This is a genomic window from Vibrio sp. YT-16, assembly GCF_033337405.1.
Taxonomy (GTDB): domain Bacteria; phylum Pseudomonadota; class Gammaproteobacteria; order Enterobacterales; family Vibrionaceae; genus Vibrio; species Vibrio alginolyticus.
In genome coordinates this window covers 1-17,960 of the sequence record NZ_JAWOQQ010000011.1, presented here as the reverse complement: position 1 = coordinate 17,960, position 17,960 = coordinate 1, and the positions used below count along the sequence as shown (strand labels likewise).

The following is a 17,960-nucleotide window of genomic DNA, read 5'->3' as shown; positions in this document are numbered from 1 at the left end:
TTACAACGACTTGTATAGACCGCTGTTAATCGAAAAGCTATGTGATTTCCAAAACCAGTTTTCCAGTATGTTGCTTGCGTGAAAATACTTCTTGCGCTTGACCTATCTGGTTTAAGGGAAATGACTCCGCGACTAAGGGACGAATTGCGTTCTGTTCGATATAGCGAACCAAGTTACCGAATACTTCTGGTGCCAAAACGGTACAGCCAAATAACGCTAGGTCTTTAAGGTAAAGAGTTCTTACATCCAGCTCGACAATTGGGCCGCCGATGGCGCCGGAAACAGCGTATCTTGATCCTGGCTTTAGTACCTGAAGAAATTGTGGCCACTGCTCTCCTGCGACCAAATCAATCACTACGTCAACGCTGTTTTCTCCGAGAGTCGCCGGCAAATTTGCATCGCGAGGGATAACTTGGTTTGCTCCTAATGCCGTGATCTGTTCCTTTTTTTCTGGGCTGGCGATAGCAATGACGTATGCTCCACGCGCCTTCGCCAGTTGGATTGCGGCAGAGCCAACACCACCGGATGCCCCTGAAATCAGTAGGGTATCGCTCGCTGTGACATTAGAGCGGACAAGCATGTTCTCGGCCGTTGAATAAGAACAAGGGAAGGAGGCCAAGTCGATATCCGATAAACTACTATTCACTGCATATGCATGTTCACTGTCAACAACAGTGAACTGAGCAAAGCCACCATCACATTCTGAACCGAAGTACCAAGGCGAGCTAAGTGCTTGACTGTTGAAGCGCGTAATACATGGTTCGATGAGCACGCGCTGGCCGACTCGTGATGGGCAGATATTCTCACCAACAGCGACGATGGTACCGCATACATCGGCACCTTGGATTCGAGGGAGAGATAGCGCGTCTCCTGACCAACTTGCATCCATGCTATTGGCGTCGTTTTTAGAATACCATGCTGTTCGGGTATTGATGTCGGTGTTATTGACTCCGGCGGCGGCAACTTGGATCAATACATCATCAGGTGAGGGGACTGGCACAGGTAGATCATCGCGGTAACGAAGCATATCTGGCCCACCATGACCGATAAGTTGGACGCCTTTCATGACTTTCGGGATTGTGGTCATTGATTGTTCTCCTTCATTAGTTCTAGCAGAGTGTGTTCAGCGGATACAAAGGCAGCGTGACCGAGAACCGGCCATGCGTTGGATAGACCTTCATGTAACAAGAAGAGTGTGGTTGCGAGGTCTTCTCGCTGACTTAGTTGGACCATAAGCTGACGAACCGCCAATTTGTGTTGTTTTACTGCTTGATTAATAGATAGATTTTCTGGATAGGCTGCTAATGCATTGATGGACATACAGCCATTCGGTGCAAACTCCTTCATCCAATCCTCGAGGCGAGTGAATAGGTGTAATACAGCCGGTGTTCCATTGGCAGGGGCGTCTTCGAGCAAAAAACTCAAATACCTTTGATGGCGATGCTCGAGAGCTGCAACAATCATCGCTTCCTTGGAGGGGTAGTATTTGTACAGGGTTCTCAGGCTGACTTCGCAGGCGTTTTTGAGTTGGGGTACGCTCGGCTCGGCGAAGCCATACTGACTGAATGCTTTTTCTAGGCTTGCTGCGATTTTTTCTTTCACTATTTGATACACCAGGTAGAACGTTTGTTTTACCTAAGGGTAGAATAAACTTTCTACCTCAGTCAATGGTGTATTTAAACTCTGTATTGAAAGCCCGACGTAATGCCGGGCTAACTTAAGTGATTTTTATCGATTTGGAACGTGAATCAGTGTGCCGTTGCGGGCTGCTCTCCACGCTTGTCTAGCATTCCGCTGAAACGGGTTAGTAGTAGAGCACCTAATACTACGATCGCGCCAATCCAAGGTGTGTGCATCAGCCCAGCATTGGCCACGATAAGGCCACCGCCCCAAGAACCCAGTGCAATACCTACGTTAAATGCAGCAATGTTGAGACCAGAAGCGACGTCGACTGCATCAGGTGAATATTTCTCTGCTAGTTTGACAACATAAACTTGAAGTCCTGGAACGTTACCAAAGGCAAAGGCACCCCAGACAAGAATGGTCACTACTGCAGAAATTGGATTAAATGCTGTGACACTAAACACGAGCAATACCACAATTAGGCCCGAGAAAATCGCTGTCAGAGCTTTGATTGGCCCCATAGAGTCGGCCATCTTTCCGCCCCAGATGTTGCCGAATGCGACTGATAAACCATAAACCAACATAATTAGGCTGATAGCGCTAGAGCCAAACCCCGAAACTTCTTCCAAAATAGGAGCCAAGTAAGTGAAGGCTGTGAACGTACCACCGTAACCGAGCGCGGTGATTGCGTACACCAAAAGTAGACGAGGTTGAGTCAAGACTTTTACTTGCGATGACAGCTTGGTTGCTGGTGGTTGTTTCAGATTACTCGGCACTAGCAGAGCGCTTCCTATCAGTGCGATGATTCCAAGGCTCGCGACGATTAGGAAGGTTGCCTGCCAACCAAATGTCTGGCCAATCCAGGTGCCAAGTGGCACGCCCGTCACTAGAGCTACGGTGAGACCGGTAAACATAATAGCAATTGCGCTAGCGGCTTTTTCTTTTGACACTAGGCCAGTGGCGATAGTCGAGCCGATCGAAAAGAACACACCGTGTGCAAGCCCGGTCAGTATCCTTGCTGTAACTAGTGTGTTGTATCCAGGTGCTTGCCAGGCTAACAGATTGCCAAGAACAAACAGTGCCATAACAGAAAGCAGAACGTACTTTCTTTTCCAGTTACCAGTCAGCGCTGTTAAAACGGGAGCACCAACCGCGACACCAAGTGCGTACAGGCTAACTAAAAGACCCGCTGAAGGTAATGATACGTTGAGGTCGGAGGCCATAGTCGGTATCAGACCGACAATTACAAACTCCGTGGTTCCAATAGCAAAGGCGCTAAGCGTCAATGCAAGTAAAGCTAAAGGCATAACAACTCTCTCTTATAATCATTGAATATGAATGGATAAACGAATAGCCCGTTTCCATGTCGTGTATTATTAAAGAGTTATTCGTTGCGAAAAATGGTGTTTATTACAAAATACTTTTGTTATAAATGATGAAAATGCGCAGTTAAGAAAGGGGGTGAAATGTTAACCCGATCAGATGAATTAGAGATTCTCATGGCAGTTGTGGATAGTGGCGGATTTTCTTCCGCTGCTGATGCACTAGGTATTCAAGTCGCTAGGGTATCTCGTGCGGTTAGTAAAGTTGAATCACAGTTGGGGGTAACGTTGCTGAATCGCACGACGCGCAGAGTCGAAGTTACTGAGGAAGGGCATCAGTTTGTTGAAGTGGTTCGCTTAGGTTTACTACAAATACAGCAAGCTGAAGAAGAGATCATCACACGAGGTGAATTACCCAAGGGACGCTTAAGAGTTGATGCCGCTAGCCCATTTGTTTTACATCAACTCGTGCCTTTAATTCAGCCATTTAAAGAGGCTTATCCTGATATTCAACTCGATCTTACCTCTAATGAGGGTTTTGTGGATCTATTGGAAAAAAGAACCGATGTGGCGATACGTATTGGACGATTATCGGATTCAACACTGCATGCTAAACCTTTAGGAACAAGCCCACTATTTATCGTTGCCACGCCTGGTTATTTATCTAAACGAGGTTTCCCTGAAGCGGTGAGCGATTTGCGCAGTCATAACTTGATCGGTTTTTCTGGCGCTAAAGTGTTAAATCAGTGGCCATTACGAGGGTTTGAGATGATAGAGCCTGATATCCTATCCAGCAGTGGTGAAACGGTTAGACAGTTAGTGCTGGCAGGGAACGGCATTGCATGTTTATCTGGCTTTATGGTGAAAGATGATCTTGATTCTGGACGGTTAGTGGCATTGTTTGAATCGGAAAAAATCACAAATACTGGACGAGAACAGGTCAATGCTGTGTTCTACAAATCTTCTTCAGTCTCTAAGCGTATTTCCGCGTTCATCGACTTTATTCAACCAAGACTTACTTTAAAATAACACTATTATTGTTGTTTTAACAAAAGAGTTTTGTCGTTATTGCAACTTTTGTTTTTCCAACTGCCAAGCCTAGCGTGCCACCCCTTAGTAAGGTGGCACATATTTTTATTTGCTCTTAGTTAAAGCGTGGCAACACGTACTGAGCGATCTGTTCCATTGATTTATCAATTGGTTGGCTGTTACGACGGAAATGCAACCCGATGTGATTGACTCCTGCTTCTTGCATTTTTTCTAGCTCATCGCTCAAGCCATTGACTCCGGCCTGGATACCAAAATGATGCCGAACGACTGGTGCATTTGGGTTATCGACTAAATCAAGATGAATAAAGCTGGCGTAGGGTTTGTTTCCCGCTACGGAGCGCCAAAGTGCAACGCGGTGTTCATGATCATCAGGTGTGCCTGGGTAGGCGAGCCAGCCGTCTAGGTTTTCTCCTATCCATTGTGGACTTTGCTGCGCTAACCCTGCGACATAGATAGGAATATCAGCAAACTCGGGTAATAACTGTAGATCGTTACCCAGCTTATCATTTTGCGTATCTTTCAAAATCTCTACACTTTCTCGAAAAGCTGAGCCACGGCTGTCAAAGTTGGCATTAAAAACGGGATATTCACTAGGGCGGTCTCCACTAGCCACACCGAGTATCAGGCGGTCACCACTTAACTCGTTGATGGTCGCAGCGGCTTTTTTCACTAGCCAAGGTTGTCTTAACGGTAATACTATCGCTGCTGTCCCTAGTAGAATGTTGTCGGTGCACGCAGAGAGATAGCCAAGATAACTGAACGGTTCATAAATTTGTGCCGCGTCTCCAAAGTTAGGGTCGTACAACGGGACATCTCTCACCCACGCTACGTTAAAGCCTAACTTATCGGCTAACATAATACGCTGTTTATGTGCACTCATGTCTGGTACGCCGAACGGTTTTCGTTGGAGCAGGCGTTTTTTCTGGCCTTCTTGGGTCCAGTCATTATCTAGGGGGAGCTCAACCCCGATGGTGAATCTGTTACTTAAATCTTTATGCATTATGAAGCCTGACTATTACTGTGAGTACTAGGAGGCAAGGTGCCTCCCTGATATTCAGGACACTATGAGATTTTTGTTGTGAGAAAAAGCGGCAAAAAGACAAAAGTGTTTTGCCACAAACAGCGGTGGTCTTTAAAGGAACTGGTGGTTCTCTACCTTGATTTCTTGCTTGATGAAGTCAATAAAAGAGCTGATCCGGCGTGAGGTACTGGCATTTTTGTAATACACCGCATGAACGGGCTGTTCGACATTATGCGTGTGTTCACTAAGCACGCCCACTAAGCGACCAGCTTGTCGGTCAGAGTAGGTCATAAAGTCAGACAGGCAAGCTATCCCCGCACCATGTAAGGCTAAACATCTTAGCGTCTCGCCATTATCAGATCTTAGGCTACTCATAATACGCAGAAGTTTGTTCTTATCATCCATGATCGGCCATTCCTTAAGATACTCCGGCTTGTTGAATCCAAGTAGCTTGTGATTGAGTAACTGATCTATTGAGGTTGGAGTACCATGTTGTCTTAAATACTCTGGACTCGCGACGATTCGAATCCGACTTTTACCAAGAAATATCGCGCGCATGGTTGAGTTTTGTAGCTCACCGATACGAAAAGCAATATCGGTTTTTGTTCCCAAAAGGCTAATATTTTCCTCATTGGAATTGAGATCGATTTCGACTTCCGGATACAAGCTCTGATATTTAGCAATGTGCGGCGTTAGTACGTGCAGTAAGAAGGGGGTAGCTGCGTTTATTCGTAGGAGGCCAGAGGGCTTATATTTCTGGCTTTTCAGTTGTGCTTCGGCATTCTCTACTGCTTCTACAATATGTCTGACTTTATCGAGATATATCGTTCCTTCGTTAGTAACATCTAACTTACGGGTTGTGCGATTTAACAAAGTCGTTTCGAGTTTGGCTTCTAGCCGAGATACCGATCGACTCACCGCCGAGACGGTCATCGATAACAGTTCAGCCGCAGAGCTGATTGAACCCGTATCGACCACGGCCATAAAGGTGCGCATTTCATCTAGAGTAGCTTTCATTGTTGAATATATTTCAAATTAGATTTGAGTATTGTTAACTTTACGGAAAGTTTCTTGCGGCGTAAAGTTTTGCTTCGAATCAACTATAAAATCGATAATTCAGGAGATTTAGATGAAAGTACCATCATTTGGCGTCGGCACGTTTCGTTTAGAGGGTGAAGTAGTTAAGGATTCAGTCCGTGATGCGTTAGAAGTGGGTTACCGCGTAATTGATACTGCACAGATTTACGGTAATGAGGCAGAAATCGGTGAAGTATTGACACAGTCCGGTATTGCACGTGATGAGCTATTCATTACGACCAAGATCTGGGTTGATAACATGAACACGGAACAACTCATTCCAAGTCTAAAAGAGAGCTTAGAAAAGCTAAATACAGATTATGTGGATTTGACCTTGATCCATTGGCCTGGCAATAATAATAACTTGAACGAATACATGGCTTCATTACTTGAAGCTAAATCGCAAGGGTTAACCCGTAATATTGGCGTATCCAACTTTAATATTGACTTGTTGCAACAAGCGATAGAAGTGGTCGGTAAAGAGAATATTGTTACTAACCAAATCGAGCTTAGCCCTTATTTGCAAAATCGTAAGTTGGTCAGCTTCATGCAGGAAAACGATATTCAGGTAACGTCTTACATGACCTTGGCATATGGGAAAGTACTTAGGGACCCAACTATTGCAGGTATTGCTGAGGACTATCAGGCCACGCCAGCTCAAGTCGCACTTGCTTGGGCTTTGTCAAAAGGTTACGCGGTGATCCCGTCTTCAACTAAACGAGAGAATTTGGCAAGTAACCTGAAAGCACTTGAACTTAATCTGAGTGAAGAGGCGATCGCTAAGATAGATGCGCTGGAAAGAAATGGCCGCGAAGTAAACCCTGAAGGGTTAGCGCCTGAGTGGGACGATTGAGTGAGTTTCACGGGAAATCATTGCCTAAATGATGCCGCTGCAATCGCTGACTTCCTCAGCGCTTGACGGTGGTACAACACCATAGACGATAACGGCTAGCTTGTCTGACGATAGCGCGTGCTTTTATCTTTTTGGCCTATTGGTTTATTGTATTCTCCCGGCCTTCAATTTGGCCGGGAGACGTCATTTAGAGATCATTTACCAGTCAATTGTAGAGCCATCAAATACGCGGAAGCTTCCGGATTGCTCAAGTGTTAGCTGTTCTGCGACCGAAACAATACCAGCAACACTTTCCTCGGCAGAAAAGGTTGCGTCCTCACCGCCCATATCGGTTTTTACCCAGCCGGGATGAACTGCGACAGTTTTTACTCCTCGTGATTCGAGATTGCGTGCTGCTGATACTAGAACCTGATTAAGCGCTGCTTTAGATGCTCGATAACTGTACATGTTACCTGAACTGTTATCGCTTAAACTCGCAACTCGGGTTGAGATTCCCACGATGGTTTTGTGCTGACTTTTCGCAACGTTGTCTTGTAGGGCTTGAATTAGCAGGGCAGGTGCGACGGTATTTATGTTTAGTACTTCTAGCCATTTTTTCTGGGTCATTTCGCCAAGCTTTGCACACTCTTCGCCTAATACACCTGCATTAAGAACTAAATGATCGAGCGGACGATCCGCTAATTGAGTGGCTAACTGATCGATATCTTGTTGGTTAGTGACGTCTAGAGCCATCAGTTGAAGTTGATTGGATTGGGTTACTAGTTCATTGAGCTGCTTAGCATTTTCTGGTGAACGACAAGTTGCGATAACTTGCCAACCTTTTCCAAGGTAGTGGCGGACAAATTGCAAGCCTAAGCCACGGTTAGCGCCAGTGATTAATACAGTAGACATCGCTTCTCCTACGTTGTTGAGTTGAACAACGACCATATTAGAGGCGACGTATAAGCATGTAATCAAAACAGTATAAAAATGGCCTAGGATTCGACATTGTCAAATCTAAAATTTGAGAAAGATTCTTGCAAAGTGTTTTAGCCTAGTGACCGTCAGTTCGGAGGCAGCACCGCTAACACCTGCAACAGCAACGACTTTACCATCCAAGTAAAGGGGGATCGCTAAGCAATTGAGGTTTGGCTCTGCCTCTTCTAAATCGAGTGCGTAACCTGATAATACAACCTGATTAAGTTCAGTTTCTAACGTGGGGGATATTTGGTTTTCAAGGCGTAATGTTCGACGAAGCTCATCATCAAAACTAAGAAAAACTTTGCCGATCGCAGATGTTGTGAGTCCTTCTCGTTTCCCTCTCGGGCTACGGATAGTAAGAGGGTTATCCTGCTCTATAGCATCGATATACAAGTACTCTTTAGCGCCACTTTGTACAGCGAGGTAAGCTGTGTTGTTAGTCATTTGGGCCATTTTTTTCAGCAATGGAACAAAATGTTGTCGGATAGCTTCGTTTTTTTGTTCAATCGGCTTAGACAGTTCATAGCATCTAAACCCTAGGCTGTAGCTATGGTTGTGTTTGGATACATATCCAAGAGAGTGTAGAGTCGCAAGTAACCCGTGAACAGTCGTCTTATTTAACTGGATCGCATTACTGATAGTCTGTAATGATAGGGGAGATTCACTCATCGAGAGCAACTCGAGGATTAGAAAACCTCGCTCTAGAGACTGAATGTTTTTTCTTGCCTTGGGCACAAAGACTCCTTGATGATGATGTTGCATCTGAATGGCTTACTGATGCTTCCACCTATAACAAACCACTACGCTGGTGGTTTGGTTTTATTAGAGAATATACTCAGCACTTAAACTGATCGGCTCGTTGTATGCGTCCACAAGGGAGTTTTTTCCTTGCTTCTTAGCATTGTATAACGCTTGGTCTAATATCGAATAGAGCTCATCAAAGTTGGTGAGTGGCATTGAGGTTGATAGATAGGCCAGACTCGCAGATATATTCAATTGATGGTTATTAAGCGAATGTACACTCTTTTCTGAAATTGTTTTATGCAGACTTTGTATTCTAAAGGGAACGTCAATCTCATCGACGTTTTTCAATAGCAAGATAAACTCTTCTCCACCTAAACGACCCAAGTACTCTCCCTTATTAAGTTTAGCTTTAAGCGCTTTGCACACCTGTTGTAGTACTAAGTCGCCAGTCGGATGACCATACTGATCATTAATCGCCTTAAAGTCATCTAGATCGATTAATGCTAGAACGTAGCGGAAGTCTCCTTCAGCTTTGGAGGTTTGGCTTTTAATCGTCTCTATAATTGCCGCTCTGTTTAATGCACACGTTAAGCTGTCTATTTTGGCTTTTAAGCGTGTTTGTCGCTGAACCATCAATGCCAGAGCGAGGAGAACCAATAAACAGAAAACAACAAAATTATAAGTGCGTTGTTGATCTGTGAGTTTTTCAAACTGGTACTGACTTAGAAGAGTTTCGTTGTTCAACTGCGCGACTTGTAGATCATATTCATACTCTTTTTTAGTGAGATCTAGTGCCTCTAACGCCTTGATATTACTCGCGTCTCGGTTCGTTAGTTCAATCGTCGAGTAGGCCTTGTGATGCTCCAGCGCCTTTTTGTAATCATTTTGAGCTTGGTATGCTTTTGAGAGGAGTAATTGGGCTTGCGCTTGCAATAAGGGCCTAGCGTTTTTTACCGCTAATCTTAACGCTATTGTAGTGTGTTCAATCGATTTTTCGGGTGTATGGTTCTTTAAATATGCCAATCCAGCAGCCAAATGACCCTCTGTTTCAAGGTGCGTATTCTCATAAGTTTGGGCAATGTTTAATGCTCTTCCAATGTAATCTACCGCGGTATCTAATTGCCCAGAATCGGCCAAAGCAGCAGATAACCCTAAATAGGTCAACCCTTGCCCGTATGGGTAATGAAGTTGTTCGAGAATCGTCAATGCATTTTTGTAGTGGCTGATGGACTTATCGAGTTCTTTGGATTTTCTGTACATCGCTCCTAGACTATGTTCGACTTGTGCAACTTCAAGAGGTGTCCCTTCATCTTGGCGAACCAGTAGGGCTTGAATGAGATATTGCTCTGATTGTTCAAATTGCCCCAGCTCTGCAAGTAAATTGCCGACGTCATTGTAAATCCCTGAAGGATCGCTTTGCGTCGACATGTTGGCCATCAACTGTCGATACAAACTTAAGGCTTTTTCATAGTCACCGCGGTAATTGTAGTTATTTGCTATTACGCGCAAAGCAAGATCAACAGGGAAGTTTTCTTGATGCTTATGATTTAAGTGGCTCTCTAAGGATGAGCAATAAAAGTTTGCTTTGTGATAACGACCTTGTTGATTCAGCGTATAACAAAGTTGATAGTTCATCAGAGCCTTGCCTTCGGAATCGGATATTTTCTTCATTGTCTGTCGCAAAGAAGAAAAGCTATCTACTGAGGCCTCGTAACTACCATGCTTACGTTCCTTTAAGGCAAGAATATATTCTGATTCTAATTGAGAAAAACGGTTGTCTAAGACTTGACTGCTGCCGTAGTAAGGCTGATTTATGTTTGACATATATTCATAAATCAATCCACTTACGTAGAGCTTTTCGCTGTCCGATTTCGCTGTATGGTAGCGATCTTGAAGCATGCTCAATGCCGACTCAGGGTTGCTTCGTAGTGTGGTTTGGTAGACAGAGTGCCACTGTGTGATATTTTGGTTTGGTTCAATATCTTGAGTGTCGCTTGCATATACTGGAGTGAGCAAAAGTGACGCAAGCAAGGGATAGAGCACGCGCATGTTTAAACGAGCCTTTAATTTAAGGTGCCTTTAAAGTTGAGTTATCATAGCGCTTTTAACGCATCAGCGTTGTGATTAAGTTGGGTGTACTAAGAAAAAGAGTAGTAAAACTATGCACTTGGTCGAGATATTGAAAGAAGAGGCATAAAAAAGAAAGACCTCAACATAAAGTTGAGGTCAGAAATCTTTAATCAATGTAAAGCTTTGCTAGATCTTGAGGTTCCATTTCTTTGCCTTCTAACTGATCGTTCCAGTTAGTTCCAACAAGAACACCATCTTCAGCAAGAGTCAAAAGCCAATCTTCAACAAAGATATCTAATGGGATTTCTAGTACAGTAAAATCTGCCCATTCTTCAACATTATGTGCTTCTGCATCTTCTTTAGAAGACCAGAAAGGCATGACTTCGCTGTTTTCGAATTCAGTTGAATCGCAAGATAGCCAACCTTCTTCATTGCGTAAACCCCAAACCAATTGGTTTTCTTTCGTTTCTGCAACAAAAAGGTCAAGGTTCGCTTGGATATCTGATGTAAGTTTGCTCATTTCAAAACTCTCGTTGTTATGACGTGGCTAGAGTAACACTAAAGTGCCGATTCCTAAAGCATAATACGGTTGTCGAAATGAGTAAAAATAAAGGAGCCGAAGCTCCTTTTCTGAGGTTAAGTATTCACTCGTTTTTGTTTGCTTTGTGCTTGCAGAGCAAACAAAAACAGGTACTTTACCTTTCTGGAAGAGTTGTGAATATTGTCCACTCTCTTTTTATCTCGCCTTTGTAACCAACGACTGATGCGGTGACTCGACGATTTAAAGCATGGCTGACTTCATCGCTCCCTTGCTGTGCTAAGTGAGTGTCACCAAAACCAACAATGCGGACTCTACTCGGTTCGATGTCGTAGCTTAGTAGGGCTTCACGGACATTGCGTGCTCGTCTTTCAGAAAGATCTTGGTTATGCTTCGAACCACCAACTTTACTAGCATAGCCGTGCAGCTCTATCGAAGTAGTAGGGTACTCTTTTAAAAAGTCGGAAAGCTCTCGAACTTGTCTTCTGAAGACTGGATTGATCTCATCAGAGTCGTTAGCAAAAAGTATCCGCACTTGCATGTTATCTGATGCTTTAATGTATTCTCCACAACCGTCGTTGTCGACCTCTGAGCCTTCAGGTGTACCTGGGCACATATCTCGAGCATTGATGACACCATCGTTATCGTCATCTTGCAAATCTGCTATTTGTTCTGCATTTGGTACAGGACGATACTCATATTCGTCTTCAGCAACAACGTGTTGAGTGATGGCGAGCATACCCAATGCAAATAGAATCTTCACTGGTTTCATGATCAGTACTCCACCTTTTCATTCCATTCTGTAGGTACATCGACACGCAAGGCATTTAACAATTGGCCAGTCGCGTTCATAACGCGGTACTTGGCGTACTGCTCTGAGTATCGAGCATCCAAGTAGTTCTTTCTCGCTTCGAAAAGTTCGTTTTCAGTATTTAACAAGTCCAGCAGAGTGCGTTTTCCAATGCGATACTGCTTTTCGTAGGCGATGACAGTTTCAGAGGCCGAATCTACGTGATCCGCTAGGAACTCTTTTTGTTGAAGTGTTAAATCTAACGCACTCCAAGATAGACGAAGGCCTTCTTCTACTTGGCGGTATGCACGTTCTCTTAGGTCTTTTGCTTTATTTAGTTGGTAGGCAAAACTTTCAGCGTTGGCTACGTCACTACCACCGTTAAAGAGGTTGTAACGCATACGTAACATTGCTGTTGTCTCTTCGCTGCTTCCTTCGATACCGCTTGCATCATCACGCCATGTTTGAGCCGCTTCTACCGATATCGTTGGGTAGTAAGTTCCCTTAGATTGCTTGTATTGGAACTTTGCAGAGTCCACATCAGCTACCGAAATTTTGATTACTGGATGTGACTCGAATGCCAAGTCAATCGCTTCATCGATGGTGTAGGGAATAAAGTTTTGGTCCGCTCTTGGGAAAATCAATCCTTGTGGTGACTGTCCGACAAGGCGTGTAAAGGTGGTGTGGCTGTCATATAAGTTGTTCTGAGCTGCCACCAAGTTACCGTGAGCCTTTGCTAAACGAGCCTCTACCTGGGTTAGGTCTGCTGTAGAACCGATACCTGAGTTAACTCGCTTTTTAATGTCTTCATAGATCTTCTTATGCACTTTCAAGTTATTCTCGGAAAGTGTAAGAATTTCATAAGCTTTTACTGAGTCTAAATAAACTTTCGCGACCTCTAAAGCGGTGTCTTGGGCATCAGCTAGAAGTTGATAACGGACCGATTCAGCATCAGCTGCTGTTCGATCCATATCATTAAGTGTCGCTGAGCCATCCCATATTAGCTGGGTTAGTGTCACGGTGGCTTCTTTTCTTGTCAGATCGGTTGAATCTCGCCCTGACTCTGCAGGTTTGATTCCTTCGTAACCGATACCGGCATCTAAGTCTACGGATGGGAGGTAAGCACCACCAGATGCTTCATTCACATACTGCTTGCTAACGAATTCATTGAACGCACTTTTGATGTCAGGATTGGTTTTTAATGTGTTTTCAACCGCTTGCTCTAGCGTTTGCCCAAAAGCATGACTAGCGGTGAACATACCAATACAAAAGGCGTTGGCACGAGTCCACTTCACTGTGATTCTCCTAGATAATGGTAAAAATTCTCGAGGTGATAGGGCTTATAAGTGGAATACTTATAAGGGCGTCAATAATTTAGCGCACAATAACATTAATATGCGATGAAGTAACCTGTTGATTCGCTGTTCATTTGTTTCAATTTTGATAAATCAACCTACTAAATCTGCCTAAAAATTGAATTAAGATCTCAAATTAAACATGGAGGTAATGGCTAGAAACGAGAGTCCAGATTTTAATAAAATAAAACACTTATGCATCTGGATTCTTATTGATGTATGACACATAATTACTTTATTGAGCATCAAATTGCTGTTATTGCACTATATATTCGGGCAATATATAGCAAATTAGTATTGTTAGTCAAAAACTTGACAGTTATTTAGGGTTAAGGTTTATATGGATCGTACAGCATTAGTGCCACTCGGTAATCAAGTCGTCGTAATAGGTTTGGATGGGCAGCTGAGAGTCCTTGCAGAAGGACAGCAGCCTCTACCAGGTGAAGTGATAGTGGCAATGACAGATGCTGCGCCTCAAGACCTGAAAATTCAGCTTGCTCAAGAGCAAGGTTTAAAAGATATTTCAGACGATGTAGCACAGATTATTAGTGCTATTGAGCAAGGTCAAGACCCTTCTGCTATTGATGAAGAACTCGCACCTGCAGCGGGTGAAAATAGTGGCTCCAGTTTGCAAAATAGTGCCACGATTGTACGAGATGGTACTGAAGTGCTAGCCTCAACAAACTTTGAAACTATTGGCCTAGAATCCCTCGGCTTATCTGAAACACAAGCGTTGACCTTAAATGACTTCTTCACAACAGGTATCGAGACAAGTGGGGATGGCTCAAGTAAGCCACTTACTAATTCTCCAGTGACATTAAGCGCTGTTGAGGAAGATAGCGATCCAATCACGATAACTACTGAAGAATTACTATCGAATGTCAATATTGATGATGCCGATACTCTTGTCATTACAAACGTCACTATTGAGAGTGGGAATGGCACCTTAATTGATAACAGCGATGGCTCTTGGACTTACATCCCAGAAGCTGATGATGACACTGAAGTGTCATTCTCCTATGACATCATTGATGATGATGGTGGTGTTATTAATGGCACTGCTAACTTAGATATTACGCCTGTTAATGACGCGCCAATAGCAACTAATGATGCGATTCAAACTGACGAAGATTCCCTGGTTGTAATTGATGTGCTCGCTAACGACAGTGATATTGAAGGTGATGATTTAATCATTACCTCTGCTTCTGTACCAGAAGAGCAAGGTATCGTTGAGATTATCGATGGTAAGCTTGTTTTCACTCCGGCTGAAAATTTCAACGGTAATGCAACGATTAGCTACACCATCTCAGATGGTGAGTTAGAGGATGAAGCTCAAGTTTCGGTAACAGTAAACTCAGTTAACGATGCGCCTATTGCCTCTAATGATACAACAATTACAGAGGAAGATAGCTCAGTAACGATTGATGTCCTGCCAAACGACACCGATATTGATGGTGATAAGCTGTCGATTGAATCGGCTTCCGTACCTGAAACACAAGGTACAGTTGAGATCGTTGATGGCAAACTGGTCTTCATACCGGCTGAGAACTTCCATGGTGATGCCGAAATCACTTATACCGTCACCGATGGTTCGCTGACTGACCAAGCGACGGTCAACGTCACCGTGAATGCGGTGAACGACACGCCTGTGGTTGAAAGCAACATTGCAGACCAAACCTTGGCGGAAGATTTCACGCCATACAGCATCGATCTAAATACTGCTTTCAGCGATGTGGATAACGTGGATGGTGAGTTAACGTTTAGCGTCTCAGGCAACAGTAATGTCAATGTCTCAATAGAAAATGGCATTGCTACGTTCACTCCAACCGCGGACTGGAACGGCTCAGAAGCATTGACCTTTACTGCTACCGATCCAAGCGGTGAAAGCGTTAGCCAAACGGTGAACTTCACAGTGGCGCCTGTGGCGGACATCGTGGCAGATAAAGCGACGGTTGTGGAAGACACGCCGACCATCATTAAGGTTTTAGGTAACGACACGTTTGAAGGCGACGATAAAGTGGTGTCGCTGGATAGCAATAACGGTCCAGCGAACGGCACGGTCTCGGTCAACCCGGATGGCAGCGTCACTTACACGCCAAACGACAACTACCACGGTGCAGACAGCTTTACCTACATCGTTACCTCCGGTGGGGTATCGGAGTCCACCACGGTGAACATCGATGTCACGCCAGTGAATGACGCGCCAGTGGCGACCAATGACAACGCCGTTACTGACGAAGACACGCCAGTGACGATTGATGTCCTGCCAAACGACACCGATGTGGATGGCGATAAGCTGTCGATTGAATCGGCTTCCGTACCTGAAACACAAGGTACAGTTGAGATCGTTGATGGCAAACTGGTCTTCACACCGGCTGAGAACTTCCATGGTGACGCTGAAATCACTTACACCGTGACCGATGGTGCACTGACTGACCAAGCGACGGTTAACGTCACCGTGAATGCGGTGAACGACACGCCTGTGGTTGAAAGCAGCATTGCAGACCAAACCTTGGCAGAAGACTTTACGCCATACAGCATCGATCTAAATACGGCTTTCAGCGATGTAGATAACGTGGATGGCGATCTGACCTTCAGCGTCTCTGGCAACAGCAACATTCAAGTGGCGATCGTCAATGGGATTGCTACGTTCACTCCAACGGCAGACTGGAACGGCTCAGAAGCATTGACCTTTACGGCTACCGATCCAAGCGGCGAGAGCGTTAGCCAAACGGTGAACTTCACAGTAGCGCCAGTGGCGGATATCGTGGCAGATAAAGCGACGGTTGTGGAAGATACGCCAACCATCATTAAGGTCTTAGGTAACGATACGTTTGAAGGCGACGACAAAGTGGTGTCGCTCGATACCAATAACGGTCCAGCTAACGGCACGGTCTCGGTCAACCCGGACGGCAGTGTCACTTACACGCCAAACGACAACTATCACGGGGCAGACAGTTTTACCTACATCGTTACCTCGGGTGGGGTATCGGAGTCCACCACAGTGAACGTCGATGTGACGCCAGTGAATGACGCGCCAGTGGCAAACGATGACGCGGCAACAACACAAGAAGATACCGCTGTTACGATTGATATCTTGCCAAACGATACTGACATCGATGGTGATACATTACGTATTGACTCGGCGTCTGTGCCGAGTGACCAAGGGACAGTTGAGATTGTTGATGGCAAACTGGTGTTCACACCGGCTGAGAACTTCCATGGTGACGCTGAAATTACTTACACGATTACTGATGGTGCACTGACTGACCAAGCAACGGTCAACGTCACCGTGAATGCGGTGAACGACACGCCTGTGGTTGAAAGCAACATTGCAGACCAAACCTTGGCGGAAGATTTTACGCCATACAGCATCGATCTGAATACGGCCTTCAGTGATGTGGATAACGCCGATGGCGAGTTAACGTTTAGCGTCTCTGGCAACAGCAACATTCAAGTGGCGATCGTCAATGGGATTGCTACGTTCACTCCAACGGCAGACTGGAATGGCTCAGAAACCCTAACCTTTACCGCCACCGATCCAAGCGGTGAAAGCGTTAGCCAAACGGTGAACTTTACGGTTACCCCTGTAGCGGACATCGTGGCAGACAACGCGACAGTTGTGGAAGACACGCCAACCATCATTAAGGTCTTAGGTAACGATACGTTTGAAGGCGACGACAAAGTGGTGTCGCTGGATACCAACAACGGCCCAGCCAACGGCACGGTCTCAGTCAACCCGGATGGCAGCGTGACCTACACGCCGAACGATAACTACCATGGTACAGACAGCTTCACGTACATCGTCACGTCGGGTGGGGTCAGTGAGTCCACCACGGTGAACGTCGATGTCACGCCAGTGAATGATGCGCCAGTGGCGACCAATGACACGGCGATTACTGATGAAGACACGCCAGTGACGATTGATGTCTTGCCAAACGATACTGACATCGATGGTGATACGTTAAGCATTGATTCGGCGTCTGTGCCGAGTGAGCAAGGGACAGTCGAGATTGTTGACGGCAAATTGGTCTTCACACCAGCTGAGAACTTCAATGGTGATGCCGAAATCACTTACACCGTCACCGATGGTTCACTGACCGACCAAGCGACGGTCAACGTCACCGTAAATGCGGTGAACGACGCGCCTGTGGTTGAAAGCAGCATTGCAGACCAAACCTTGGCAGAAGACTTTACGCCATACAGCATCGATCTGAATACGGCCTTCAGTGATGTGGATAACGTGGATGGCGAGTTAACGTTTAGCGTCTCTGGTAATAGCAACATTCAAGTGGCGATCGTCAATGGTATTGCTACGTTCACTCCAACGGCAGACTGGAACGGCTCAGAAGCATTGACCTTTACGGCGACCGATCCAAGCGGCGAAAGCGTTAGCCAAACGGTGAACTTCACGGTTGCGCCTGTGGCGGACATCGTGGCAGACAACGCGACGGTTGTGGAAGACACGCCAACCATCATCAAGGTCTTAGATAACGACACGTTCGAAGGCGACGACAAAGTGGTGTCGCTGGATACCAATAACGGTCCAGCTAACGG

General features: G+C 45.2%; 14 protein-coding genes. 3 read left to right on the top strand and 11 right to left on the bottom strand.

Annotated elements, in window-relative coordinates:
- Positions 1–37: 37 nt before the first annotated feature.
- From R7F07_RS16980 to R7F07_RS16970, 3 genes are all read right to left on the bottom strand, one after another.
- The gene (locus tag R7F07_RS16980; protein ID WP_171343392.1) at positions 38–1,087 is read right to left on the bottom strand and encodes an alcohol dehydrogenase family protein; all 1,050 of its coding nucleotides are present in this window, start codon (positions 1,085–1,087) and stop codon (positions 38–40) included.
- Positions 1,084–1,605: a TetR/AcrR family transcriptional regulator gene (locus tag R7F07_RS16975; protein WP_170897349.1), complete on the bottom strand. Its 522-nt coding sequence runs from the start codon at positions 1,603–1,605 to the stop codon at positions 1,084–1,086. The genes R7F07_RS16980 and R7F07_RS16975 overlap by 4 nt, the downstream gene beginning before the upstream one ends.
- Before the next feature lie 143 nt (positions 1,606–1,748).
- Positions 1,749–2,930 carry an MFS transporter gene (locus R7F07_RS16970; protein ID WP_171343393.1) on the bottom strand — a complete coding sequence of 394 codons (1,182 nt, stop codon included), beginning with the start codon at positions 2,928–2,930 and terminating at the stop codon, positions 1,749–1,751.
- A gap of 159 nt (positions 2,931–3,089) precedes the next feature.
- Between R7F07_RS16970 and R7F07_RS16965 the strand changes: the two genes are divergently transcribed.
- Entirely contained in the window at positions 3,090–3,974 is an 885-nt protein-coding gene (locus R7F07_RS16965; RefSeq protein WP_171343394.1) for a LysR family transcriptional regulator, read from the top strand.
- A gap of 115 nt (positions 3,975–4,089) precedes the next feature.
- On the opposite strand, the gene R7F07_RS16960 is transcribed toward R7F07_RS16965, so the two are convergent.
- A complete protein-coding gene (locus R7F07_RS16960) occupies positions 4,090–4,995 on the bottom strand; it encodes a TIGR03571 family LLM class oxidoreductase (RefSeq protein WP_086046771.1) in 906 nt (301 codons plus the stop codon).
- 132 nt (positions 4,996–5,127) lie between these two features.
- A complete protein-coding gene (locus R7F07_RS16955; protein WP_005377343.1) occupies positions 5,128–6,033 on the bottom strand; it encodes a LysR family transcriptional regulator in 906 nt (301 codons plus the stop codon).
- 112 nt (positions 6,034–6,145) lie between these two features.
- Here R7F07_RS16955 and dkgB point away from each other — a divergent pair, with 112 nt between their 5' ends.
- Positions 6,146–6,946 (top strand): 2,5-didehydrogluconate reductase DkgB, encoded by an 801-nt coding sequence (dkgB, locus tag R7F07_RS16950; RefSeq protein WP_171343395.1) that lies wholly within the window; start codon positions 6,146–6,148, stop codon positions 6,944–6,946.
- Positions 6,947–7,144: 198 nt separating this feature from the next.
- Here the strand turns inward: dkgB and R7F07_RS16945 are convergent, their stop codons facing one another.
- The 6 genes from R7F07_RS16945 to R7F07_RS16920 form a co-directional block, all read right to left on the bottom strand.
- The gene (locus R7F07_RS16945) at positions 7,145–7,837 is read right to left on the bottom strand and encodes an SDR family oxidoreductase (RefSeq protein ID WP_171343396.1); all 693 of its coding nucleotides are present in this window, start codon (positions 7,835–7,837) and stop codon (positions 7,145–7,147) included.
- A gap of 105 nt (positions 7,838–7,942) precedes the next feature.
- On the bottom strand, positions 7,943–8,641 hold the full coding sequence (locus tag R7F07_RS16940) for an IclR family transcriptional regulator (protein ID WP_104979219.1): 699 nt from the start codon (positions 8,639–8,641) through the stop codon (positions 7,943–7,945).
- An 87-nt stretch (positions 8,642–8,728) separates the two neighbouring features.
- Entirely contained in the window at positions 8,729–10,699 is a 1,971-nt protein-coding gene (locus tag R7F07_RS16935; RefSeq protein ID WP_170897342.1) for a diguanylate cyclase domain-containing protein, read from the bottom strand.
- A 187-nt stretch (positions 10,700–10,886) separates the two neighbouring features.
- A complete protein-coding gene (locus tag R7F07_RS16930) occupies positions 10,887–11,240 on the bottom strand; it encodes a DUF2750 domain-containing protein (RefSeq protein WP_005377352.1) in 354 nt (117 codons plus the stop codon).
- Between the two features lie 175 nt (positions 11,241–11,415).
- Complete coding sequence (locus tag R7F07_RS16925) at positions 11,416–12,030, bottom strand: OmpA family protein (RefSeq protein WP_171343397.1); 615 nt, start codon at positions 12,028–12,030, stop codon at positions 11,416–11,418.
- Positions 12,031–12,032: 2 nt separating this feature from the next.
- Positions 12,033–13,343 carry a TolC family outer membrane protein gene (locus R7F07_RS16920; RefSeq protein ID WP_017635971.1) on the bottom strand — a complete coding sequence of 437 codons (1,311 nt, stop codon included), beginning with the start codon at positions 13,341–13,343 and terminating at the stop codon, positions 12,033–12,035.
- A gap of 400 nt (positions 13,344–13,743) precedes the next feature.
- Here R7F07_RS16920 and R7F07_RS16915 point away from each other — a divergent pair.
- Positions 13,744–17,960 (top strand): tandem-95 repeat protein (locus R7F07_RS16915; protein WP_318110541.1); only part of this gene is annotated, 4,217 nt, incomplete at its 3' end.